Consider the following 23,834-nt stretch of genomic DNA (forward strand, 5'->3'; position numbering starts at 1 on the left):
CCACATGCAAGGTCGGATGATCACCTCGGTGACCGAGCTGGGCAGCGCGCCGCTGTTCCGCACCGAGATCACCCTCGACGACGGGCACGGCCCGGTGACCGCGGCGAGCTTGCGGATCAGCAGCCTCGGTGTGCACGAGGCCCGGATCGACGGGCAGCCGGTCGGCGACGACGTGCTGAGTCCCGGCTGGAGCTCCTACGAGCACCGGCTGCGTTACCTCACCCACGACGTCACCGCCCTGCTGAGCAGCCGGAGTGTGCTCACCGTGCTGGTCGGCAACGGCTGGCACCGAGGACGGCTCGGGTTCATGGGCGGGCGCGCGTTCTACGGCGACCGGCTCGGGGTCATCGCCGACCTGGAGATCACGTTCGCGGACGGGCACCGGCAGAGCGTCGTCACCGACGAGACGTGGACGGTCGGCGGCTCGGACGTGCTCGCCGACGACCTCTACGACGGGCAGACCATCGACGCCCGGCGGCGTTCGGCCAAATGGCACCTGGCCGGGGGCGAGCCCGAGTGGTTCCTGCCGGTCAAGGCCCTCGACTTCGACAAGCGCGTGCTCACCCCGTACCTCAGCCCTCCGGTGACCAGGCAGGACGTCGTGGCGCCGGTGAACGCCTGGCTGTCACCGACCGGGCGGATCTTGATCGATTTCGGTCAGAACCTGGTCGGCTGGGTCCGTTTCACCGCGACCGGGCCGGCCGGATCGGAGATCCGGATCCGGCACGCCGAGGTCCTCGAACACGGCGAGCTGGGCGCGCGGCCGCTGCGCGACGCGCAGGCCACCGACCGATTCATCCTCAGCGGCGCGGAGGACCTCTTCGAGCCGACCATGACGTTCCACGGCTTCCGGTACGCGGAGATCACCGGCCTGTCCCTCGAAGAGGCACGGCGGGTCGAAGCCGTTGTCGTGCACACCGACCTGCGGCGCACCGGCACCTTCGCATGCTCCGACGACCTGCTCAACCAGTTGCACAGCAACGTCGTGTGGAGTACCAAGGGCAACTTCCTGGACCTGCCGACCGACTGCCCGCAGCGCAACGAACGCCTCGGCTGGACCGGTGACATCGCGGTGTTCGCGCCGTCGGCCGCCTACCTGTTCGACACCGGCCCGTTCCTGGCCGACTGGCTGGCCGACCTGGCCGCCGAGCAGCGGGCCGCCGACGGCCTCGTCCCGTTCGTCATCCCGGACGTGCTGAAATTCCTGCCCGACGTGCCGGAGTTCCCGACCCCGGACAGCACCGCCTTCTGGTCCGACGCCGCGGTCTGGGTGCCGTGGACACTGTGGCGGGCCTACGGCGACCGGGCGATCCTGGCGAACCAGTACGACTCGATGACCGCACACGTGCGCCGGGTCGAGACGCTGCTCTCGCCTGCCGGGGTATGGGACACGACGTTCCAGTTCGGTGACTGGCTCGACCCGGACGCGCCGCCGGACAATCCGGCCAAGGCGAAGGCCGACCCGGGCGTGGTCGCGACCGCCGCCTTCCACCGGTCGGCCTCGATCACCGCGGAGACCGCCGCGTTGCTCGGCCGGGACGCCGACGCGGCGGAATTCGGTGCGCTGGCCGCGCGGATCCGGGCGGCGTTCAACGAGCAGTACGTGTCAGCCGACGGCACGATCGTCTCCGACTGCACCACCGTCTACACGCTGGCGGTGGTGTTCGGGCTGGTCGACGACGAGGCGGAGGCCGGGCGGCGGCTGGCCCGGCTGGTGGCGGACAGCGGGCACCACATCTCGACCGGGTTCGCCGGTACGCCGTACATCCTCGATGCTCTGACCCGGACCGGACATCTCGATGTCGCCTACCGCCTGCTTCTGGAACGTGGATGCCCGTCCTGGCTCTATCCGGTGACGATGGGCGCGACCACGATCTGGGAACGCTGGGACTCGATGCTGCCCGACGGCTCGATCAACCCGGGCGAGATGACCAGCTTCAACCACTACGCGCTCGGTGCGGTCGCCGACTGGATGCACCGGGTGATCGGCGGCATCGTCCCGCTCGAGCCCGGCTACTCGCGGGTGCTGATCGCGCCCCGCCCCGGCGGCGGGCTGACCTGGGCCCGTGCGGGTCTGGACACCCCGCACGGCCGGATCGAAGTGTCCTGGCGCCTGGTCGACGGGGAACCCGCCGTCGACGTCTCCCTGCCCGCTGGAGTGACCGGGGTGTTGTCGTTGCCCGGGAAGGAGGACATGGAACTGACCGGCTGAGGAGGTCGCGGGACCTATGCGCAACCATTGGTTGCGCATAGGTCCCGCGCGGCCTAGAGTCATACGCAACCAAAGGTTGCGGGAGGTTGAGATGGAGTACGGAAGCATCGAGCGCGAGATCTACATCGAGGCGGCTCCGGAGGTCGTGTTCCAGGTGGTGAGCGACCCCGGCCACGTGAAGCGGTGGTGGCCCGACGACGCGGAGTACGACGTGGTGCCCGGAGCGACCGGCCGGATCGTCTTCGGCGACTGCGCCCACGGCGGCACCGCCGAGCAGCTCACCGTCGTCGACGTGCGGCCGCCGAAGACGTTCTCGTTCCGGTGGACGCACCCGGCCGGGGAGATCGCGGCGGCGGCCAACTCACTGCTGGTCACCTTCGACCTCACCCCGAAGGGTGACGGCACACTGCTGCGGATGACCGAGTCCGGGTTCCGGGAGCGGGGCTGGAACGATGCCGTCGTCGAGCAGTGTCACCGGGAGCACGTCACCGGGTGGGACTTCTTCCTGCCCCGCCTGGAGGCCTACGCGGCCACCCTGCGGCCCTCGGTGGACGCCGGATCATGATCGTCGACGACGATCTCTGGTCGGCGATCGGTGACCCGACCCGCCGCCGGATGCTCGACCTGCTGCTGACCGACGGCGGTGGCACCGCCACCACGCTCGGTCACCGGCTGTCGGTCACCCGGCAGGGTGTCGCCAAGCACCTGGTCGTCCTGGAACGGGCCGGTCTCGTGCACGGCGCCCCGGCCGGTCGGGAGCGGCGCTACCGGGTCGACGACGCCCAATTGGCCCGCGCGGTGGCCCAGCTGTCGTCGGTCGGCGCCGCCTGGGACGCCCGCCTGCAGCGCATCAAGCGCATCGCCGAGGCGATCGCGCGCGAGCCGGGCGCCGACTAGGCCGGCTTGCTCCCCGGGCTGTCCCGACCTGCCTTCGGCAGCCCTGGGCGCCGGCCACTTTCGGTCTGCTTGCTCTCAGGGCTGTTGCGGGCGGTGTTCGGCAGCCCTGGGCGCCGGCCGCTTTCGGGTGGCCGTTCCGCAGAGCTGTTCCGGGGTGGTCGGGTCTTCAGCGGCGGGTTCGGCCTCGGCCGTACTGGTCGGTGGAGCTGATCTCCAGGTAGCCGACACCGGCTGCCGCGTCGACGTCCAGCCCGGTGCCGCCGTCCAGATCGCCCGATCGGACGACGGCGCCGGGTGCGGTGCCGCCGTTCTCGTCGCCGTACAGGACCACGTTGCCGGCGCCGTCACCGACGGTGACCCGTGCCGGGACCCGGCCGTCGGTCCAGATCCGCCAGTTGCTCACCCCGCCGGTCATCCGGATCGGCACGATCCCGGTCAGCCGGCCGAGCACCAGGTTGAAGCTCTCCGCGCCACCGTCCAGGTCGATCCGGCTGACCGAGCCCGCCGTGGTGTCGAACCGCGCCGATTTCACCCCGGCCGAGAGCTGCAGGCCCCAGACGATGCGGTTGCTGAGCCGGACCTCGACCGACCCGTTCGAGCCGGCCGAGTTGATCTCGATGCGCAGCACGCCGTCGGAGAACGTGGTGTTCGCGTCGACCTCGGAGCCGTCCGACGAGCCCACGTCGAACGGCAGGTCACCCAGATCGGCGATCCGCACCGACAGATCGGTGACACCGGTGACGAACTCCAGCCGCGCCGACCGGACGTCAGGGGCGCCGGTCGGGGTCGGCGAGGGCGACTGCGCGGGGGTGGGGGAGAGCAGCAGCGGCGGCGGCATCGGGGCGGCGGTGATCTGCGGCTCGATGGCGACCGCGGACGGCGGCAGCGCGGCCCGCTGCTGGCGGATCTCCGACTCGGCGAGCGGGCGGGCCAGCAGCATCGTCCCGGCGACCACCGACAGAGCCAACACACCGGTGATCATGATCGGCCACCGGCGGTCGAGGGTGGTCGCGGGCCGCTCGTCCTCCGGCTCCACCGCCACCGACGAGACGGCGTTCGGTGGCAGTGGCAGGAAGCCCTCCCACTGGGCGCGCAGCCGGTGTGGCGCGTCCGGCCAGTAGTCCGAGATCCGTGGCAGCCGGGTGTCCTGCTCGATCGCCTCGGGGGCCCGGTGCCGGGCGGCCCGGCGAGTCTTCACGTAGCCGCCGACTCTCAGCGCGGGAGACCGCTGGCCCTCGTCCGAGGGAGGCTCATTCCGCCCCACACGCGTCTCCTTGCGGCGCATCGAACCGATCATCTGTGGAACGTACGCGCAGGAGGTTATCGCCCTTTTGTCGAGTTGCCAACAGCGGTCCCGCCGATAACCGATCTCACAGCGAAACCGGCGCTGCGCAGGGCGTGATTCCGCGGCGACTACCATGACGGCGACGTCCCGAAGCAGGTTCACCGCCGCACGCTGCCCAAGGCGGACCAGCCCCAAGACAGCCTTGGAGATCCGCGTGACAAACGACCTCGCCGCCCTGCTGCACCGGGCGGGCGTCACCGATGTCCTCACCGATGCGGCGCACCGGTCGGCGTATGCGAGTGACGCCTCTCTCTACCGGATCGTGCCGCGGCTGATCGTCCGCCCGCGACACGACGACGACGTCCTGGCGACCCTGGCGGTGAGCCGGGAGACCGGGGTGCCGATCACCGCCCGCGGCGCCGGCACGAGCGTCGCCGGCAACGCGATCGGCCCCGGCATCATCCTCGACTTCAGCCGCCACATGAACCGGGTGCTCGAGGTCGACGGCGACGCGAAGACGGCACGGGTGCAGGCCGGCACGGTCCAGGCGACCCTGCAGGCGGCGGCGAAACCGTTCGGGCTGCGCTTCGGGCCGGACCCGTCGACGCACACCCGCTGCACGATCGGCGGCATGATCGGCAACAACTCGTGCGGCTCACGGACGCTGGGTTACGGCCGGACCTCGGACAACACGTTGGACCTGAAGGCGTACACGATCGACGGCGACGAGCTGTCCACGTCGAAGAGTGTCGAGCGGCTGCGTGCGGTGATCGGGGCGAACCTGGCGGTCGGGCGCACCGAGTTCGCGCGGTTCGGGCGGCAGGTCTCCGGCTACGCCGTCGAGCACCTGCTTCCGGAGAACGGGTTCAACCTCACCGAGTTCATGGTCGGCAGCGAGGGCACCCTCGCGGTGATCACCGAGGCGACGGTACGGCTGGTCGCCGACCCGGCCCACCGGACGCTGATCGTGCTCGGCTACCCCGACTTCGGCACCGCCGGCGACATCATCCCGAAGATCCTGGAGTTCTCGCCGACCGCCTGTGAGGGCCTCGACCACCGGATCTGTGACCTGGTCCGGTCCCGCCGCGGCCCGGGCGCGGTGCCGCCGCTGCCGGGCGGTACGGCCTGGCTGATGGTGGAGATCGCCGGCGACGACCCCGACGAGGTCCGGGAGCGGGTCGCGAAACTGGTCGAGGTGGCCGAGGCGGTCGATCACCGGATCGTCGAGGACACCGCCGAGGCGGCCCCGCTGTGGAAGATCCGCGAGGACGGTGCCGGTCTGGCCGGGCGGGCCCCGAGCGGTCTGCCCGCGCACGCTGGCTGGGAGGACGCCGCGGTCCCGCCCGCGAAGATCGGCTCCTACCTGCGTGATTTCGACACCCTCTGCGCGCGGCACGGGCTGTCCGTGATGCCGTACGGGCATCTCGGCGACGGTTGTGTCCACGTGCGTCTGGACTTCCCACTGGACAAGCCGAACGGCCCGGCGCTGTTCCGGTCGTTCCTGGAGGAGGCGGCCGACCTGGTGGTCGGCTACGGCGGTTCGCTCTCCGGCGAGCACGGTGACGGCCGGGCCCGTTCCGAGCTGCTGTCCCGGATGTACTCGCCCGCCGCGATCGGCCTGTTCCGGCAGATCAAGGGCGTCTTCGACCCACGGAACCTGCTCAACCCGGGCAACCTGGTCGACCCCGATCCGGTCGACGCCAACATCCGCGTGTCGCAGGCCCGCAAGGTGACAGTCCCGTTGGCGCTCGCTTACCACCACGACGGCGGTGACTTCAACCAGGCCGTCCACCGGTGTACGGGGGTCGGCAAGTGCCGCGTCGACACCCGGGTCCTGGGTGGGGTGATGTGCCCGTCCTTCCTGGCCACGAAGGATGAGAAGGACTCCACCCGGGGGCGCGCCCGCGTACTCCAGGAGATGCTCGACGGTGACCTCGCCCCGGATTGGCGCGCGGAGGCCGTACACGATGCGCTTGATCTTTGTCTGTCCTGTAAGGGTTGTGCGTCGGACTGCCCGACCGGAATCGACATGGCGGCCTACAAATCCGAGGTCCTGCACCAGAGTTTCAAAGGGCGGGTGCGGCCGCGGTCGCATTATTCGCTCGGCTGGCTGCCACGCTGGTCGCGGCTCGCGTCGAAGATGCCGGCGCTCGCCAATCTGGCCACCAGCCTGCCCGGGATCAAGGGCATCGCATTGTGGATCGCCGGGGTGGACAAGCGCCGCAACATTCCGGCTTTCGCGCCGAAGACGTTCCGGTCCTCTTTCCGGCCGGTGTCCACCGGGAAACCGGTGATTCTGTTCGTCGACAGTTTCACCGACCATTTCTCGCCGGAGATCGCGCGGGCCGCGGTGGACGTGCTGGTCGACGCCGGTTACGCGCCGCAGGTGGCGAGTCGTAAGGCGTGCTGCGGCCTGACCTGGATCTCCACCGGTCAGCTCGACGCCGCCCGGCGGATCCTCGGCGGCACGGTCGCCGAGCTGCACGAGTCGGTCAAGAAGGGCATTCCGATCGTCGGCCTGGAGCCGTCGTGCACCGGCGTGCTGCGCCAGGACGCGGTCGAGCTGGTGAACAACGAGGCCGCCAAGGCGGTCGCCGAGGCGACGATGACGGTGGCCGAGCTGCTCGCCGCCACTCCCGGTTACACCCCGCCCAACCTCGAGGGGGTGCGGGTGATCGCCCAGCCGCACTGCCATCACCACGCCGTGATGGGTTGGGACGCGGACGCGAAACTGCTGAAGCAGGCCGGTGCGACCGTGAAACGGCTGGGCGGCTGCTGCGGCCTGGCCGGCAACTTCGGTGTCGAGCGCGGCCACTACGAGGTGTCGGTGCAGGTGGCCGAGCAGCAGTTGCTGCCCGCGCTGGCGCAGGCCGAGGAGGGCGACATCCTGCTCGCCGACGGTTTCTCCTGCCGCACCCAGGCCGATGACCTGGCCGGAGTCTCCGGTGCGCACCTGGTCCAGTTGCTGCAGCAGAAAATAGACGCGCGCGGATAGCCGAAAACCCGGTACGAAGTCTTCGTGCCCCTACTGACACTGGTGTCCGCGATCCTGCTGTTCGGGATCGCGGATTCGATGGTCAACTCGTACATCATCCTGTTCGGCGCCGATGTGGCCGGGATGTCGCCACTCCAGCTCGGCGTGTGGACCTCGGCGTTCGCGGTCGGTGGCATCACGATCAGCTGGACGCTGGGCCGCATGTTCGACAGGCGACCGTCCCGCACGTACGCGATCGCCGTGATCGTGCTGGGCGCCGCCGGATACGTGGTGCTGCCTCAGGTGACGAGTTTCCCGCTGCTGCTCCTGATGGCGGCCACCGTCTTCGCGTCGCTGAGCGCGGCGTTCCCACAGCTGTTCGCGCTCGGCCGGGTGGTGCTGGGGGAGGGCCGCTCGACAGCGTATCTGCGGGCGTCCTGGTCGATGGCGTGGGCGGTGGGCCCGCTGATCGGCGCGCTCGTGCTGGCCCGCGGCGGCTACCCGTGGCTGATGTGGACGGCGGCCGGGGCCTATCTGATCGCCGCCCTCACCGTGCTGGTGGTGCCCCGCCCCGGCCCGGCTCCGGTGGCGGCCACCACCACCTCCTCCGCCGGTGCCACCCCGGTCCTGCTGACCGCGAGCGTCACGCTGTTCTTCACCGCCATGTTCGCCGGCGGCATCGCTCTGGCCCTCTTCGTCACCCGCGGCCTGAACCAGCCGACCGAGTCGATGGGTGTGCTCTTCAGCGTCTGCGCCGCCGTCGAGGTGGTGGCCACTCTGAGCCTGGCCGCACTGCCGGCACGAACCAGCCAACTCGCGCTGATCCTCGTCGGCTTCGGCTCCTTCGCCGCCTACCACTACCTGACGGTGGCCGCGACCGGCATGCCACTGCTGATCGCCGGACAGGTGCTCCGGGGCATCGCCATCGCGATCGTGGCCACCGCCGGAATCCGCTACTTCCAGGACCATCTGGCCCCCGCGACCGGCCGGGCCACCACACTGTTCGCCAACGCGTCCACCACCGGACTGCTGATCTCCGGCATCCTGTCCGGTGTGGCGGTGGAACAATTCGGATACCGGACGACGTTGGTCCTCTGCGGGACCGCGGCAGTCGTCGGTGGTGTGCTCTTCGCCCTGGGTGCCCGCCGAAGGACGGAGACCCTCTCCCATGTCTGAGCCGCCCACCCTGGTCATCATCCGGGGCAACTCCGGCAGCGGAAAAACCACGACGGCCCGAGAGGTACGCCGTAGGTACGGCCGTGGGTGCGCCCTGATCGAGCAGGACCAGCTGAGGCGAGTGCTGCTCCGTGAACACGGCGGCCTGGGCGACGCCGCGATCGCCCCCGGTTTCATCACGGCGACCACCCGAGCCGCCCTGGACTCCGGATACCACGTGATTCTGGAGGGCATCCTGCACACCGGAGAACACGCCACTCACCTGCGACACCTGGCCGAATCCCACCCGGGTCCGGTGCGCTGCTTCTATTTCGACATCCCGTTCGAGGAGACGCTCCGCAGGCACCGGACCAAACTGGATGTGGCGAGGGTGACAGCCGACATGATGCGGGACTGGTACACGAAACGGGATCTGCTCGGACTACCCGGGGAGACGGTGATCTCGCAGGAGGCCTCCTTCGAACAGGCCGTGGCCACCATCCTGCACGACAGCGGCCTGAGCCGGACGGCACCGACGACCCCGTGCCCGACGCATTGCCTGCGCTGCAGGCGCCGCCGCCCCGCGGGCGCTCAGTCCTCCACCGTGTAGGCGGTGTAGTTGTAGACGCCGGGGGCCTGCTTCGAGACCTCGGCGCCGACCCGGTGGCCCTGGTCGGCCCAGGCCCGGTCCTGGTCTTCGCGGACCTCGTCGGGCATGTGCTGGTAGCCGTATTCGGAGTAGAGGAGCACGCCGAGGGCCAACGGCTCGTAACCGTCGTAGTCGTAGACGCGGGGCACCGCCCGGGGCAGGCCCAACCGGGCTGTGGCGGCACGCACGTGGGCGAGGATCGCCGACTGCTCGTCCTCGGGGAGGGCCGCACCGTCGGCGCGGGACACGAACAGGGCGGGACCGAACGCTGACATGGACGCTCCTGATCGAACCTGACGACTTCCTGATTATTGCTCGTCAGGCTGTCCGGCGCGGCGGGGATCGGCCCCGTCGGACAGGAGGTTCCCATGCGGAGGAAAACCGCGCTCATGTTCGCCGCGGTCGCGCTCACCGCGCTGCCGGCCTGCGGTTCTCCGGACACCGCCGAGGCGGAGGACGCGCCGCGGGTGGCGACGCTGCAGAGCGCGACCGCCACGCCCTCGGCGGCGGCCGCCAAGAAGGCGGAACGGCCCCGGGAGCGTCTCGACATGACACCTGAGGAGTACGAGGTTCTGCTCGAGCCGTACAACAAGTGCATGCGGGAGCAGGGCTTCGATCCGGTCGACGCCCGGAAGAAGGCCGAGGTGGCGGCGGCCGGTTCGGATCTGGAGAAGAAGGCGGAGAAGGCGAATCAGATCTGTGAGCCGCAGTTCCTGCCGTTGCCGCCGTGGGAGAAGGACCCGGCCAACCCGGAGGCCCGGGACTTCGCGCTCGACGTGGTGAAGTGCCTCAAGCGGGAGGGCGTCGAGTTCGTCGAGGTCAGTGAGGACGGGATCTCGATCGCGCTGGGCGGCGACCAGAACGACTCGCGGTCGATCTCGCTCGGCATGGACCGGATCCCGGCCTGCGAGCGCGAGGTCGCGGCCAAGAAGTAGGTGAGTCGTCAGCACCACTGGCGGCCGGGGATCGTCCCGGCCGCCAGTGGCCTTTTCAATGCAGGGCCTGGGCCGGAGGCAGACGGGCCGCACGCACCGACGGGTACACGCCGGCCAGCACCCCGATGACCACCGCGCCGCCCACTCCGGCGGCGGCCGATTCGAGCGGGATCACGATCGGCCAGTTCTGCCAGCGGGCGTAGGCGACCGTGGCCAGTAGTCCCAGCACGGTTCCGGCCAGGCCACCGGCCGTGGACAGCACCATCGACTCGGTCAGGAACTGGCCGCGGATCTGCCCGCGGGTGGCGCCCAGCGCCCGTCGCAGGCCGATCTCCGAGCGGCGTTCCAGGACCGACACCACCATCGTGTTGGCCACCCCGATCCCGCCGATCACCAGCGCCACCGCGGCCAGGGCCAGGAACAGCACGGAGAAGCTGCTCTCGGTGGCCCGTTTGGCGGCGAGCGCGTCCGACGGGCGGGTGACCAGGACCTGGCCCGGCCGTTCCGGGTTGATCGACTCGGCCAGCACCGACCGGACCGTCTCCAGCTGAGACTCCTCGGCCCGCAGGTAGACGACCGTGGGCCGGCCGTCGAAGCGCAGTTCGGAGCGGGCCGCCTCCCAGCCGACCAGCACCGACCGGTCGATGTCCGGGGACAGTGGAGTGGCCGCGAGGATCCCCACGACGGTGAACCAGCGGTCGCCGATCATCACCTGCGGGGCGGCCGTCACCGACGTGATGCCGAGGCGGGTGGCGGCGACCGAGCCGAGCACCACGGTCGGGAATCCGGCGCCGGCCGCGGTCAGCCAGTGCCCGTTCGCGACCCGGGCGCCGATCACCGGCGGCAGATCCAGGCGCGCCGCCAGCACACTCAGGCCGGTCCCGCTGGTGGGTTCGGCGCGGTCGCTACGGCGTACCGAGGAATGGGTGTTGCCGACCGCGCTCGCCGCCCGGACCGGGCCGATCCGTTCGGCCATCGCGACCGCCGATTCCGGCAGCCGTGCCGGCGGCTGCTGGTCGGGTATCGGCATCGCCTGCAGGGTGTCGGTGCCGAGCGCGGTGAGTTCGCGGACGAGGGCGGCCTGGCTGGACGAGGGGATGCCGGTCACCACGATCATCGTGGCGATGCCGATCGCGATGCCGAGACCGGAGAGCAGCGCCCGCAGCGGCCGGGTGCGCAACCCGACGACGCCGAGGCCGAGCAGGTCGACCGGGTTCATCATGCGATCAACTTCCCGTCGCGGATCTCGACCCGGCGGGGCAGCGCGGCCGCGATCTCCCGGTCGTGGGTGATCAGGGCGATCGTGGCGCCTTCGGTGTTGAGCCGGTGCAGCAGCGCCAGCACGGTCTGGCCGGTGACGGTGTCCAGGGCGCCGGTCGGTTCGTCGGCGAGGATCAGCGCCGGGCTGTTGACCAGGGCGCGGGCGATGGCGACCCGCTGCCGTTCGCCGCCGGACAGCTGGTGGGGCCGGTGGTCGGCGCGGTGGGCGAGTCCGACCCGGTCCAGGGCCTGCAGTGCCATCGCCTTGCGTCGGCGGCGCGGCACCCCGGCGTAGAGCAGGCCGGTGGCGACGATGTCGGTGGCGGTCAGCCCGTCGGTGAGGTGGAACTGTTGGAAGACGAACCCGATCTCGCGGGCCCGCAGCGCCGACAGCCGCCGGTCGGAGAGGGTGGTGACGTCCTGCCCGGCGATGTGGACCGTGCCGGAGGTCGGCCGGTCCAGGGTGCCGATGATGTTGAGCAGGGTGGATTTGCCGGAGCCGGAACGGCCGACGATCGCCACGAACTCGCCCGCGTGGATGTCGAGGTCGATGCCGTCCAGGGCGGTCACGCCACCGGGGTAGACCATGCCGGCGCCGCGCACCGACAGAACCGGGACGGTCACGACGCCACCACCACGTCGGTGCCTTCGGCCAGACCCTCGCCGGTGATCTCGACCCAGCCCTGCGCGAACATTCCGGTGGTCACCCCGACAAGACCCCGCGGCGTCTGTACGGCGTACCCGCCCTCGGCCAGCGCGATCAGGGCCTCGACCGGCGCGGCCAGCACGTCCTCGCGGGCTTCGCCGGTGAAGCCGACGGTCACGTCGGCGGAGTCGATCTTCGCGATGGTGGCCGGGTCGTTCACGGCCACCGTCACGGTGAGTTTCGGTGTGCTGTCGCCGATCGAGCCTTCCGGGGCGGCCAGGGTACGGCCGACGGACAGCACCCGGGCCGGGACCTCCGTCTCGTCGGGCAGGAGCACGGTGACGTTCGCGCCGCGCTCGATGGACGCGGCCTCGGCCATCGCGGCGGACACCGTGATCACCTTGCGGGTGGGGGTGACCGACATGAGCGGGCCGTTCGCCGGGGCGCCCGGCTGGACGGCGACCGAGTCGACCCGGACCGCGCCGGAGAGCACCTCGACGTCACCGACCGCGATCGATCCGGTCTCGGGTAGACCGAGGTCGCGTTGCCACTTCTTGATCGCCGTGATCATCCCGGCGGTGAGGACACCCTCGTCCTTCTTGACCTTGACGGGGGACGGCGGTGTGGCGGGTGGGGTGGAGGGCGGCGCAGACGGGTCCGGTGAAGCGGGCGCCGCCGGAGCGGATGGCGACGGCGGGGTCACCCAGGTCCCGGCGCGCGGCCGATAGCCCAGTTCATAACCCAACTTGTTCAGATTGTCGGCGACGATCTGCACGTCCCGGCCGACCAGGCCCTTGCCCTCGATGGAGCGGTACAGCGGCATTCCCCCGTAGAGGAGCGGAATCGGCCGGTCGTCGGCCCGGTACAGCGGCTGACCCCGCTTGATGCTCGCTCCCGGCGCCGGCAGCCACGTGACGGTCGCCTCCTTGTGCCCCTCCACAGCGCGCGGGTTCCCGTACCCGATGGTCCCGGAAATGGTCTTCGACGTGCTGAGGTCGCGTCGCTCCAGCTTGGCGGTGGCGACCGCCTGCGTCGTGTCCGGCGAAGGCTGCGCGCTCGATCGCGGCTGGAGCCAGAGGAAGGCGCCGACGGAGAGGGCGATGACGAGCAGCAGCCCGAGCCCGATCCGCCGGAAGTGAGAATGAGCAAGCATGGCGGAGAGCCTGGGCGGAGATCGTTAGAAAGCTGTCAGGTCTGCCCCGAGGACGGGTCCGGGGGTGGCGACCGCACCTATAGTCGCCGCCATGTGCGCACATGTGCTGGTCGCCGACGACGATCCGCGGCAGGCCGAGGTGGTCCGCCGCTACCTGCGGGCGGACGGCCACGAGGCGACCGTGGTGCACGACGGCCGGCAGGCGCTGGAGCAGGCCCGTCGGCTGCGCCCCGATCTGCTGGTGCTGGACGTGATGATGCCGGAGCTGGACGGGCTGCACGTGTGCCGGACGCTGCGCGCCGAGTCGGAGGTGCTGGTGCTGATGTTGACCGCACGGACCGGCGAGGACGATCTGCTGCTCGGCCTGGAGTTGGGCGCCGACGACTACCTGACCAAGCCGTACAGTCCGCGGGAGTTGATGGCCCGGGTGCGGACGCTGCTGCGCCGGTCCGGCCGGTCGGCGCCGAAGCCGGTGCACACGCTGGGTCGGGTGACGCTGGATCCGGAGACGCACCGGGTGACCGTCGACGGCGAGTCGATCGAGTGTACCCGCGGCGAGTTCGCGATCCTGGCCGCCATGTGCGAGCAGCCGGACCGGGTGTTCAGCCGTGCCCAGCTGCTGCACCACACCCGGGGTATCGACCGCAGTTCGACCGAGCGGACGATCGACGTGCACGTGATGAACCTGCGCCGCAAGATCGAGGTCGACCCGCAACGGCCGGTGCAACTGCTCACCGTGTACGGGGTCGGCTACCGGCTGACGGCGGGCACGGCATGACCGGGGTGTCCTGGCGGCACAGTCTGGTGACCCGTCTGCTGGCCACCTCGGTGCTGATCGCGGTGGCCGCGATCGGGGCGACGGCGTGGCTGGCGATCCGTACCGCGAACCGTGCGATCAGCCAGGAGCAGGGCCGGTCGCTCACCGACGACAAGGGCGTCTACGACATGCTGGTCGCCTACGCGGCCGAGCATCCGGACTGGGCGGCGGCGCCGGAGCTGATCCGGGAGCGGGCCGCGAAACTGGGTCGCCGGATCACCCTGATGACCGAGGACCGCCAGGTGATCATCGATTCCGGGCCGGGCCCGTCGCTGGCCGCGGCGCGCCCGTCGGCCGTCGTCGACCCGCTGAACCTGGATCTCGGCCTGACCGGCGGTACCGAGCGCATCGACAGCCGGGCGGTCGGCCCCTATCTGGTGCCCGCCGGTGAACGCAAGGAGCTGATGGCCTACGCCGTGAAGACGAAATCGTGCCTGGACGAGCTGGGGGTGTCCGGCCGGGTCGTGGACACCCCGAGCGGGCGGCCGTCGGTGGTGCTGACCGTGCCCGACACCGAGGGTGCGCTGGTCCGCTGTTCAGCCGGGCTGGACCAGGCGGTCACCCGGACCGAGGAGAAGGCGCTGCGAGCGCTCGGCACGATGACGAGCGCCTGCCTGGGCGGGGTCGACGGCGGCACGGTGATGGTGTCGCCGCAGTTCAGTGCCTACGTGGTCAGCTGGAAGGAGGCCGCCGACCGGACCGTGGTGCCGATCGTCCCGGATTACCGGACGAAGGAGAAGGGGCAGATCGCCCGCATCCGGTCGTGTCTCGAGAAGTCGCGCCGCACCCAGCTGCAGCCGTACGTCGCGCCGCCCGCGCTGCTGTTCGTCACCGACCCGGACACCGGTGCCGACGAGACCACGTTCACGCTGTCCGAGGAGAACACCGTCCGGATCGTCACCACCACCGGCCTGGTCCTGGTCGCCACCATCGTGGTGACCGTGCTGGCCGGGCGGCGGCTGGTGCGGCCGCTGCGGGCGCTGGCCGAGGCCGCCGACCGGCAGGCGCCCGTGGTGGTCTCCGGCCGCGACGAGATCGCCCATCTGGCCCGCGCGTTGAACGCGTCGGCCGAGCAACGGCGGGCCATGGTCAACGACGTGGCGCACGAGCTGCGGACGCCGCTGACCAACATCCGCAGCTGGCTGGAGGCCGCTCAGGACGATCTGGCACCCACCGACGCGCAACTCGTCGACCTGCTGCACGAGGAGTCGGTGCAGCTCCAGCACCTGATCGACGACCTGGGCGACCTGGCCGCGGTCGACGCTGGGACGCTGCGGGTGCATCCGGAGCCGATCCGGGTGCGGGATGTGATCGAGCAGGTCGTCGAGGCTCATCGGGGGACGGCCGCGGTGCGGCTGACGACGTCGGTCGAGGGTGATCCGGTGGTCGAGGCCGACCCGGTCCGGTTGCGGCAGGTGGTCGGCAACCTGGTCGCCAACGCGATCCGGTACACACCGTCCGGCGGTTCGGTCACGGTCACTGCGGTCGGGAGCACGATTTCGGTACGCGACACCGGCATCGGCATCAGCGAGGAGGACCTGCCCCGGGTCTTCGACAGGTTCTGGCGGGCCGACGAATCCCGGAGCCGGGCGACCGGCGGCAGCGGGCTGGGCCTGGCCATCACCCGCAAGCTGGTCGAGGCCCACGGCGGCACCATCGACGTGCGGAGCTCGCTGGGCCGGGGCACCGTCTTCACCGTCCGTCTCACCGCTTCCTGATCAGGAACTCCCGCTCCGCGTCGTCCTGGGTGAGGGCGATCGCCCGGTCGTACTCGGCGGTCGCCTCCTCGTGCCGGCCGAGCCGTCGCAGCAGGTGGGCCCGGGTCGCATGGGCGGGTTGGAAACCGTCCCCGGCCAGGGCGTCCAGGGCCGCGAGACCGGCGGCCGGTCCGTCGGTCTCGGCGATCACCGCGGCCAGCGCGACGCCACCGCCCAGCGACGGCGCGAGATCATTCAAGATCGAATAAAGATCCCGCAGCGTACGGGCATCCGCCGCCCCCGAGCAGTGCAGCGCCTGGACGGCCGCCTCCACCTGGAACCGCCCCAGCCGTCCGCTTCCGTGCGCCACCCGCAGGTGTTCGTGCGCCCGCTCGATGAGAACCCGGTCCCAGCGGGCCGGATCCTGCTCGGCCAACGGCACGAACCGCCCGTCCGGACCGATCCGGGCGTCCGCCCGCGCCGCCGACAACTGCACCAGCGCGGCCAGCCCGCGCACCTCCGGATCCCCGGGCGCCAGTGTGGCCAGCACCTCGGCCAGGTGCAGTGCTTCGGCCCCGGACCGCTCGAGCACGTACGCCCCGTAGACCGCTTCGAGCACCGCCGTCATCCGGGCCGGCAGGTCGGCCCGGTCCGGGATCCGGAACGGGATGCCGGTCGTCCGGATCCGTTTCTTCACCCGCACGAGACGGGTCGCCATGGTCGCCGCCGGTACCGAGAACGCCCGCCCGACCTGCTCGGCGGTGAACCCCAGCACGGTGTTCAGCATCAGCGGCGTGTGCAGCGCCGAGTCGATCGCCGGATGCGCGCAGACCAGCATCAGCTCCAGCCGCCGGTCCGGGATCGCGTCCACGTCGACGTCGTCCAGATGGGCCGGCGCGTCCCGCTCGACGTCGAGTGCCACGGTCCGCCGGAACTCGGCCGCCCGCCACCTGTCCCGCAGCCGGTTGCGGGCCACGGTCAGCAGCCAGCCGCCCGTGTTGCCCGGTACACCCTGCTCCGGCCAGGTCCGTACGGCTGCCTCGTAGGCGTCGGCCAGCGCGTCCTCGGCCGCCGGGATGTCACCCGAACCGGCCGCCAGCAGGGCCAGCAGCCGCCCGTGCCAGTCACGGGCGGCCGCGGCGACCTCGGTCAGCGGGTCCATCCACCGTCCAGGAACGACGTGGACACCGGGCGGATCTCGATCGAACCCCACTGGGCAGCCGGGTTCTGCCGGGCCCAGTCGATCGCCGCGTCCAGGTCCGGCACGTCGATCAGGAAGATCCCGGCCAGCGCCTCCTTCGTCTCGGCGAACGGCCCGTCCTGCACCCGCGGTGTCCCGTCCCGCCGGGTCACGGTCGTCGTCGACCCGGTCGGCTGGAGCACGTCGGCCGACAGCAGGACGCCGGCCTGCGCCAGTGCCTTCGCGTAGACGTCGAACGCCCGCTGGGCTTCGGCGATCACCTCGGCGTCCAGTTCGCCGTCGGCCGGCTCGTGGTGGTGCATCAGTAGCGCGTACCGCATGGGTCTGTCTCCTCTGTCCTTGGAAACCGTCACCATGATGACGAACGAGCCGCCCGCGGATCGTCACACGTCGCCGCCGGATCCCGGTTCGGCCATCCGGCCGTGCAGGGCCGCCTTGACCCGGTCCGGGGTGACCTTGCCCGCGTCCTCGGCGACGATCAGCAGGTCGAAGCCCTGGGCGGCGAGTTACCGGGCCAGCTCGTAGCCGATGCCGCTGGACGCTCCGGTGAGCACGGCGAACTGATTTTCGCTGGATGTCGTCATGCCGCCGGTGTGCCCCGGAAAGCGGGCCTCAACCGCGGACGCGGAAACCGGACGGCCGGGGCAGCAGCGCCGGGACCCGCCGCATGTGTTCGGCGTAGGCGGGCCGCCGGATCAGCGACCGCCGGTCCATCATCGGCACGCTGACGAACGTGAACAGCAGCACCATGGTGACCGGCCCGACGATCGTCCACCACCAGTCCGGGGCCGCGGCCAGCCCGAACAGCCACATCCCCCACCAGAAGGTGATCTCCCCCAGGTAGTTGGGGTGCCGGGAGTGCCGCCACAGGCCACGGTCGATGATCGCGCCGCGGTTGGCCGGGTCACCGGCGAACCGGTGCAACTGCCGGTCGGCGGTCGTCTCGAGCAGGATCGCCCCGGCGGTGACGACGACCGCGGCGACGTCGAGCAGGTTCCACGAGCGGCCGGTCACGGTGGTGGCGGGCCAGACGGCGAGCAGCCCGGCGAAGACCACGAGTGTCGGCATCAGCTGAATGCCGACCAGGTTGATCAGCCACCACGGGACGCCGGGCCGACGCTGCTCCCGCAACTGCACGTAACGCCAGTCCTCGTGGCTGAGACCGCGCCAGGACAGCGCCCAGTTGGTGGTCAGCCGGATCGACCAGATCAGCATCAGGGCCAGTACGGCCACCTGTCGCCCGGCCTGCGGCGGCGCGGCGAACACCCAGGCGATCACGATCACCGCGGGGGCGACGCTCCAGTACGGGTCGTACAGGCTGGCGTTGGCGACCAGCAGGCTCGCCACGAACACCACGAGCGTGGCGACCAGGTCGGCGTAGAACGTGACCAGCAGCGGATGCGGCCCGGTCACCAGAGCGGCGACGGCCCACGCGGCGAGCCCGGCCACCACGTAGGCGAGTGTCACGACGGCGAACCCGACCGGCCGCGAAGAGCCGGCCAGGTTCCCGCCGATCCGGTAGGTCATAGACGGATGCTAATGGCCTACTCGTCAGTTGGGCAGGGTCACCACCTGCGGGGCCGGGCGGCGGGTGGTGGTCCCGTCACCGAGCTGCCCGTTGGCGTTGTTGCCCCAGCACCACAGGGCGCCGCCGGTCCGCAGAGCGCAGCCGTGGTAGCCGATCGCGAAGTCACCGGTCCAGTCGGTGGCGGTGCCGACCCGAGTGGGGGCGTACCGGCTGGTGGTGGTCCCGTCGGCGAGCTGCGACTCCATGTTGTTGCCCCAGCACCAGAGGCTGCCGTCGGTACGCGACGCGCACGCCGAGTTGTCGTTGCCGGTCACCCGGGTCCAGGTGCTCGCGTCCCCGACCCGGACCGGTGTGGTCTGGTAGGTGCCGGTCTGGCCGAGCTGCCCGTACCCGTTCTCACCCCAGCACCACAGGGTCCCGTCGGTACGGGTGCCGCACGTGAACGCGTACCCCGCGGTGATGCTGTTCCAGTTGGTCAGGGTGCCGACCTGTTCGGGCGCGGCCCGGTAGTTCAGGATGCCCAGGCCGAGCTGCCCGGTGGTGCTGTCACCCCAGCACCACAGGGTCCCGTCGGTGCGGATCGCGCAGGTGTGTGCATACCCGGTGGTCACCTTGGCCCAGTTGCTCGCGGTGCCCACCCGTACCGGCGCGGTCTCGGTGTAGGCGCCGGTGCCGAGCTGCCCCAGCCGGTTGAAGCCCCAGCACCACAGCGAGCCGTCGGTGCGTACCCCGCAGGTGTGGCTGTCGCCCGCGCTGACGGTGGCCCAGTTGGTCGCGGTGCCGACCTGGACCGGGGTGTTGCGGCTGGTGGTGGTGCCGTCGCCGAGCTGGCCGCGGAAGTTGTTGCCCCAGCACCACAGGGTGCCGCCGGAGCGGACCGCGCAGTTGTGCAGGAAGCCGGCGTCGATCGAGGCCCAGTCGGTGGCCGTGCCGACCCGGCCCGGGGTGGTCCGGTGGGCGGTGGTGCCGTCACCGAGGGCGCCGGTGTAGTTGCCGCCCCAGCACCACAGGGATCCGTCGGCGGGGATGGTGCAGGTGTGCGCGTAGCCGGTGGCGACGCCGGGTGTGACGGCGGCGGTGGCTGGGCTGCCGATCAAGCCCAGGGCCACCACCGCCACCGTGAGGACGAGGAGGCGGAACCTAACCATCTGATCACTCCGGGGATGGGGGAACGGGTGAATTCTGGGAGCGCTCCCAGAGTCATACCATCGACCGGAGAGAATGAACAGGGTCAGGCGGACAGTGTGAAGACGTGGACCGTGGTCGATCGGTAGGTTTCGCCCGGCCGCAGCACCGTCGACGGGAACTCCGGCCGGTTCGGGCTGTCCGGGAAATGCTGCGTCTCCAACGCGAACGCGTCGCCCTGCCGATAGGTGAGCCCGGCACCGCCGCGGAGCTTGCCGTCCAGGAAGTTGCCCGCGTAGAACTGCAGCCCCGGCTCGGTCGTCTCGATGGTCATCTCGCGCCCGCTCGCCGGGTCGCGCACGACCGCCGCCGTCCGCAGTCCCTCGCCCTCGGTCAGCACGTAGTTGTGGTCGTAGCCACGCCCGATCGTCAACTGCGGGTGTGCACCGCGGATCCGCTCACCGATCGGGTGGAACTCCCGGAAGTCGAACGGCGTACCGGCCACCGGCGCGATCTCCCCGGTCGGGATCAGCGTCGCGTCGACCGGCGTGTAGTGCTCCGCGTCGATGCGGAGCAGATGGTTCTCGGCGGTGCCGCTGCCCTCACCGGACAGGTTCCAGTACGCGTGGTTGGTGAGCGCGACGACCGTGGCCCGGTCCGTGGTGGCCTCGTAGTCCAGCCGCAGCGCGTTCCGCTCGTCGAGCGTGAACGTGACGCCGACCCGCACCGTCCCCGGAAAACCCTGCTCCCCGTCGGCCGACACGTAGCTCATCCGGACTCCGTCGGCCACCTCGGTCGCCGTCCAGACGCGCTGGTCGAAACCGTACGAACCGCCGTGCAGGGTGGTCTGCCCCTCGTTCTGGGCGAGCTTGTAACTCTCCCCGTCCAGCGTGAAGCCACCACCCGCGATCCGGTTCGCATACCGCCCGATCGTCGCGCCGAAGAACGGGTTGCCGGCCAGATAGGCGGGATCGGTGTAACCGGACAGGTCGGCGAACCCCAGCGTCACGTTGCCGAGGTTGCCGTCCCGGTCCGGCACCAGCACGGTCTGGATCGTCGCGCCCCAGGTGAGGATCGACACGGACACGCCGCCGGAATTGGTCAGCGTCCACCTTTCGATGCCCGTGCCGTCGGCCAACTCGCCGAATGTCACCTTGTCGATACTCGTCATGGCCGGAATCGTGCCAGATAAGCGGTGACTGTTAACGCTCACCTCGGTCGGTAGGCTCGGCGGCATGCGGGTCGACTGTCATCAGCACCTCTGGCCTCCGGCGCTGGTCACGGCGTTGCGGAAGCGTGACGCCATGCCGTACATGCGGGACTGGACGCTGTATCTGGCCGGCGAGAACCTCTATCCGGTCGACCCGGCCGCCCACGATGTGGAACTCCGACGCGCCGCCGAACGCATGGACCGCGTCCTCGTCTCACTGTCCAGCCCGCTCGGCATCGAACACGCTCCGGACGGCGCCGAGCTGATCGACATCTGGCACGAGAGCGCCCTCGCACTGCCCGATCCGTACCATCTCTGGGCCGCCGCGTCGGTCGCCGCCCCCGACGGGCCGGCGCTGGCCCGGGTGCTGCGCGAGGAGCGCGTAGCAGGCTTGCAATTGCCGGCCACGGCGCTCGACAGCCCCGACGCGCTCGACCGGGTCGCGCCGCTGCTCGACATCCTCGAACGCGCCGGGAAACCCCTGCTCGTCCACCCCGGCCCGGCCCCCGCCGAGCCGGGTGAGCTGCCCGATTGGTGGCCGGCGCTGGTGCCGTACGTCGCGCAGATGCACCGCTCCTGGATGGCCTGGCACGTCACCGGCCGCAAGAGCCACCCGACGCTGCGCATCGCCTTCGTGGCCCTGGCCGGCCTGGCCCCGCTGCACCACGAACGCCTGGCCGCCCGCGGTGGACCGGCCTTCACTGCGGACCCCAACGTCTTCTACGAGACGTCCTCCTACCGCACCGACGCGATCGCCGCGCTGGCCCGGGTCGTCGGCCCGGCCGCCGTCGTGCACGGCTCGGACCGCCCGTACGCCGAACCCCTCGACCCGATGGCGTTCCACGAGGCCTACTTCACCGCAAACCCGTCCCGGTTACTGCGATAACCCTCATCCGGTACGAGCCACACCTCCTCGACCGCAGCCCACACCGCCCCGGGCCTACCCCGCGACGGGGCTGCCCACTCCCGGCCACCAGCGCGCCCGCCGGGCTGATGCGCGGGTTGGAGTTCGGTCTGCGCTACTGCGCACAAGATCGTGAGTTCCGCCGGCGAGGTGAACCGTAGCTGTGGCTGCTGCGTACTGCGGAGCAAGCTATGGGGAAGGAAGTGGCACATGCGTCGGTCGAGGGTACTGGTGCTGGTGGGAGGCTTGTTAGCACTCGTGGCAGCAGGTACGGGAACAGGATTTGCCATGACTAGTGGGTCCGCAGCTCAGTCCGCGTGTCAGGGCAATGTGACCTTCTTCAACCAGAACGCCGCACCTGCCGCCGCGAGTGACCAGATCCCGGCCGGCTCCACCGTCAAAATCACCAATCTGGACAACAACAAGTCCGCCACCATCAAGATCACCGAACGGTTCGGCGGCTGTCTCCTGCTCAACAACGCCGCGATGGACCTGGTGCGCGAGCCCGGCAAGAACGTGATCCGCAACAACAGGGTCGAGATCGTCAGCAAGCCCCAAGCCGTCGGGAACTCCGCCTGCCAGGGCAGCCTGACCTTCTTCAGCCAGAACGCCGGGCCGGGTGCCGCCAGCGACCAGATCCCTGTCGGCTCCACCGTTCGGGTCACCAACCTGGCCAACAACAAGTCCGCCACCATCAAGATCACCGAACGGTTCGGCGGCTGTCTCCTGCTCAACAACGCCGCGATGGACCTGGTGCGCGAACCCGGTAAGAACCTCGTCCGCGAAAACAGGGTCGAAGTCCTCAGTAACGGCAACGGCCAGGGCAACGCCAACAGCCCAGCCGGCAGCGCCCCCGCGGGCGGCGGAAAGTCCGCGTGTCAGGGCAATGTGACCTTCTTCAACCAGAACGCCGCACCTGCCGCCGCGAGTGACCAGATCCCGGCCGGCTCCACCGTCAAAATCACCAATCTGGACAACAACAAGTCCGCCACCATCAAGATCACCGAACGGTTCGGCGGCTGTCTCCTGCTCAACAACGCCGCGATGGACCTGGTGCGCGAGCCCGGCAAGAACGTGATCCGCAACAACAGGGTCGAGATCGTCAGCAAGCCCCAAGCCGTCGGGAACTCCGCCTGCCAGGGCAGCCTGACCTTCTTCAGCCAGAACGCCGGGCCGGGTGCCGCCAGCGACCAGATCCCTGTCGGCTCCACCGTTCGGGTCACCAACCTGGCCAACAACAAGTCCGCCACCATCAAGATCACCGAACGGTTCGGCGGCTGTCTCCTGCTCAACAACGCCGCCATGGACCTGGTACGCGAACCCGGCAAGAACCTCGTCCGCGAAAACAGGGTCGAAATCATCCGCTAAAGCTCCGACCAACAGCGCCGGCCGGGAGGAAATGATTCTCCCGGCCGGCTCCGTTCATCGCCTGAGGGACTGCAAAAGCTTCGGCCACCGCCGCCCGGTGCGGCGTCCACATGCACTCGACCAACCCCGAGAAGACGGGCGGGCGTCACCCGAGGTGATCGCAGGACGGATCGCACTTGCGGCCGATGGAGTGAGCAAGGTCCCGGAGAAGCCGCCCGAGTCGCTCGACGACTCCGCGCTCCACTCGTGAGCCGGCCATGTCGAGTTCAGACAGTCATGTCTTCGCGGCTCAAGACGAGGCAACCGAGGGTCTCGGTCAGGACGCTCCGCTGGCGGTGCGTCAGGGTGTTCACGAAGACCGCGGCGTCGATGCCCCTCTCCCGGCACGCCTGGGCGATCTCGCGGACCTTGCCATGCGTCAGCAGTGTGCGGTGGGAAAAGGGCTGCGACATGCGCAGCGACCCGCCGGGGCGATTCTTCCTCCACCGGTCGGAGGCGCCCCGGCGCTGGACATACCGGGCTACCACCCGGCCACCGCGGGCCTCGACCAGAGCGGCGAACTCGTCGAGCCTGGCCTGGTACTGCTTCTCCTTGGCCGAGAACAGACCGATGAGTACGACGTCGGCACCGTCGAGTGGGTCACCGAGGTCCCGGTACTGTTTCACGCTGCCATGATCGGCTCGGGTACGCCGACGAGCCACCGGGTTTCGACCGTCGACCACCGTGGCGCGATGAGCGGCGTCGCCGCTCGCCGAACCGTGGAGCCGCACGGCCGGAGGTTAAGCTGGTGGGACGTCTCGATGGATTCGGGGGTCGGC

The 23,834-nt window shown here is 70.4% G+C and carries 22 protein-coding genes; 11 read left to right on the plus strand and 11 right to left on the minus strand.

Features of this window, described 5'->3' with window-relative positions; genetic code table 11:
* The first annotated feature begins 4 nt into the window (after nt 1–4).
* The 3 genes from Q0Z83_RS05365 to Q0Z83_RS05375 all read left to right on the plus strand — a co-directional run bounded on the left by Q0Z83_RS05365 (nt 5) and on the right by Q0Z83_RS05375 (nt 3,109).
* Nucleotides 5–2,212: an alpha-L-rhamnosidase gene (locus tag Q0Z83_RS05365; protein WP_317792665.1), complete on the plus strand. Its 2,208-nt coding sequence runs from the start codon at nt 5–7 to the stop codon at nt 2,210–2,212.
* Nucleotides 2,213–2,303: 91 nt separating this feature from the next.
* Complete coding sequence (locus tag Q0Z83_RS05370; protein WP_317792666.1) at nt 2,304–2,777, plus strand: SRPBCC family protein; 474 nt, start codon at nt 2,304–2,306, stop codon at nt 2,775–2,777.
* On the plus strand, nt 2,774–3,109 hold the full coding sequence (locus Q0Z83_RS05375) for an ArsR/SmtB family transcription factor (protein WP_317792667.1): 336 nt from the start codon (nt 2,774–2,776) through the stop codon (nt 3,107–3,109). Before Q0Z83_RS05370 ends, Q0Z83_RS05375 begins: the two co-directional genes overlap by 4 nt.
* A 166-nt stretch (nt 3,110–3,275) precedes the next feature.
* On the opposite strand, the gene Q0Z83_RS05380 is transcribed toward Q0Z83_RS05375, so the two are convergent.
* The gene (locus Q0Z83_RS05380; RefSeq protein ID WP_317792668.1) at nt 3,276–4,373 is read right to left on the minus strand and encodes a hypothetical protein; all 1,098 of its coding nucleotides are present in this window, start codon (nt 4,371–4,373) and stop codon (nt 3,276–3,278) included.
* A 235-nt stretch (nt 4,374–4,608) separates the two neighbouring features.
* On the opposite strand from Q0Z83_RS05380, the gene Q0Z83_RS05385 reads away from it, so the two are divergent.
* From Q0Z83_RS05385 to Q0Z83_RS05395, 3 genes are read left to right on the plus strand one after another with little or no spacing between them, the layout of a single operon-like run.
* Nucleotides 4,609–7,389, plus strand: coding sequence for an FAD-binding and (Fe-S)-binding domain-containing protein (locus tag Q0Z83_RS05385; protein WP_317792669.1), 2,781 nt, complete (start codon nt 4,609–4,611; stop codon nt 7,387–7,389).
* A gap of 24 nt (nt 7,390–7,413) precedes the next feature.
* Entirely contained in the window at nt 7,414–8,544 is a 1,131-nt protein-coding gene (locus Q0Z83_RS05390; RefSeq protein ID WP_317792670.1) for an MFS transporter, read from the plus strand.
* Entirely contained in the window at nt 8,537–9,133 is a 597-nt protein-coding gene (locus tag Q0Z83_RS05395; protein WP_317792671.1) for an AAA family ATPase, read from the plus strand. The genes Q0Z83_RS05390 and Q0Z83_RS05395 overlap by 8 nt, the downstream gene beginning before the upstream one ends.
* Here the strand turns inward: Q0Z83_RS05395 and Q0Z83_RS05400 are convergent.
* Entirely contained in the window at nt 9,115–9,447 is a 333-nt protein-coding gene (locus Q0Z83_RS05400) for a hypothetical protein (RefSeq protein WP_317792672.1), read from the minus strand. The two genes, Q0Z83_RS05395 and Q0Z83_RS05400, sit on opposite strands and share 19 nt — an antisense overlap.
* Nucleotides 9,448–9,540: 93 nt before the next feature.
* On the opposite strand from Q0Z83_RS05400, the gene Q0Z83_RS05405 reads away from it, so the two are divergent.
* Nucleotides 9,541–10,107 carry a hypothetical protein gene (locus Q0Z83_RS05405; RefSeq protein WP_317792673.1) on the plus strand — a complete coding sequence of 189 codons (567 nt, stop codon included), beginning with the start codon at nt 9,541–9,543 and terminating at the stop codon, nt 10,105–10,107.
* 55 nt (nt 10,108–10,162) lie between these two features.
* Here Q0Z83_RS05405 and Q0Z83_RS05410 read toward each other — a convergent pair whose 3' ends face one another.
* From Q0Z83_RS05410 to Q0Z83_RS05420, 3 genes are read right to left on the minus strand one after another with little or no spacing between them, the layout of a single operon-like run.
* Nucleotides 10,163–11,329 carry an ABC transporter permease gene (locus Q0Z83_RS05410; protein ID WP_317792674.1) on the minus strand — a complete coding sequence of 389 codons (1,167 nt, stop codon included), beginning with the start codon at nt 11,327–11,329 and terminating at the stop codon, nt 10,163–10,165.
* Nucleotides 11,326–11,955, minus strand: coding sequence for an ABC transporter ATP-binding protein (locus Q0Z83_RS05415; RefSeq protein ID WP_317797036.1), 630 nt, complete (start codon nt 11,953–11,955; stop codon nt 11,326–11,328). The genes Q0Z83_RS05410 and Q0Z83_RS05415 overlap by 4 nt, the downstream gene beginning before the upstream one ends.
* 32 nt (nt 11,956–11,987) lie before the next feature.
* Complete coding sequence (locus Q0Z83_RS05420) at nt 11,988–13,166, minus strand: efflux RND transporter periplasmic adaptor subunit (RefSeq protein ID WP_317792675.1); 1,179 nt, start codon at nt 13,164–13,166, stop codon at nt 11,988–11,990.
* A gap of 91 nt (nt 13,167–13,257) precedes the next feature.
* On the opposite strand from Q0Z83_RS05420, the gene Q0Z83_RS05425 reads away from it, so the two are divergent.
* A complete protein-coding gene (locus tag Q0Z83_RS05425; RefSeq protein WP_317792676.1) occupies nt 13,258–13,944 on the plus strand; it encodes a response regulator transcription factor in 687 nt (228 codons plus the stop codon).
* Nucleotides 13,941–15,701 carry a HAMP domain-containing sensor histidine kinase gene (locus Q0Z83_RS05430; protein ID WP_317792677.1) on the plus strand — a complete coding sequence of 587 codons (1,761 nt, stop codon included), beginning with the start codon at nt 13,941–13,943 and terminating at the stop codon, nt 15,699–15,701. The genes Q0Z83_RS05425 and Q0Z83_RS05430 overlap by 4 nt, the downstream gene beginning before the upstream one ends.
* On the opposite strand, the gene Q0Z83_RS05435 is transcribed toward Q0Z83_RS05430, so the two are convergent.
* The 5 genes from Q0Z83_RS05435 to Q0Z83_RS05455 all read right to left on the minus strand — a co-directional run bounded on the left by Q0Z83_RS05435 (nt 15,688) and on the right by Q0Z83_RS05455 (nt 20,705).
* Entirely contained in the window at nt 15,688–16,842 is a 1,155-nt protein-coding gene (locus tag Q0Z83_RS05435; RefSeq protein WP_317792678.1) for an RNA polymerase sigma factor, read from the minus strand. The genes Q0Z83_RS05430 and Q0Z83_RS05435 overlap by 14 nt on opposite strands.
* Complete coding sequence (locus Q0Z83_RS05440; RefSeq protein ID WP_317792679.1) at nt 16,830–17,201, minus strand: YciI family protein; 372 nt, start codon at nt 17,199–17,201, stop codon at nt 16,830–16,832. The genes Q0Z83_RS05435 and Q0Z83_RS05440 overlap by 13 nt, the downstream gene beginning before the upstream one ends.
* 292 nt (nt 17,202–17,493) lie before the next feature.
* Nucleotides 17,494–18,408, minus strand: a complete 915-nt coding sequence (locus Q0Z83_RS05445; RefSeq protein ID WP_317792680.1) for a DUF1295 domain-containing protein — start codon at nt 18,406–18,408, stop codon at nt 17,494–17,496.
* A gap of 24 nt (nt 18,409–18,432) precedes the next feature.
* Entirely contained in the window at nt 18,433–19,557 is a 1,125-nt protein-coding gene (locus Q0Z83_RS05450; protein WP_317792681.1) for an RCC1 domain-containing protein, read from the minus strand.
* An 83-nt stretch (nt 19,558–19,640) separates the two neighbouring features.
* Entirely contained in the window at nt 19,641–20,705 is a 1,065-nt protein-coding gene (locus Q0Z83_RS05455; protein ID WP_317792682.1) for an aldose epimerase family protein, read from the minus strand.
* Between the two features lie 64 nt (nt 20,706–20,769).
* Between Q0Z83_RS05455 and Q0Z83_RS05460 the strand changes: the two genes are divergently transcribed.
* A complete protein-coding gene (locus tag Q0Z83_RS05460) occupies nt 20,770–21,630 on the plus strand; it encodes an amidohydrolase family protein (protein WP_317792683.1) in 861 nt (286 codons plus the stop codon).
* A gap of 228 nt (nt 21,631–21,858) precedes the next feature.
* On the plus strand, nt 21,859–23,016 hold the full coding sequence (locus tag Q0Z83_RS05465) for a hypothetical protein (RefSeq protein WP_317792684.1): 1,158 nt from the start codon (nt 21,859–21,861) through the stop codon (nt 23,014–23,016).
* 266 nt (nt 23,017–23,282) lie between these two features.
* On the opposite strand, the gene Q0Z83_RS05470 is transcribed toward Q0Z83_RS05465, so the two are convergent.
* Nucleotides 23,283–23,681 (minus strand): HflX-like GTP-binding protein, encoded by a 399-nt coding sequence (locus Q0Z83_RS05470; RefSeq protein ID WP_317792685.1) that lies wholly within the window; start codon nt 23,679–23,681, stop codon nt 23,283–23,285.
* Between the last annotated feature and the right edge of the window lie 153 nt (nt 23,682–23,834).

The organism is Actinoplanes sichuanensis (assembly GCF_033097365.1).
GTDB classification, from domain to species: domain Bacteria; phylum Actinomycetota; class Actinomycetes; order Mycobacteriales; family Micromonosporaceae; genus Actinoplanes; species Actinoplanes sichuanensis.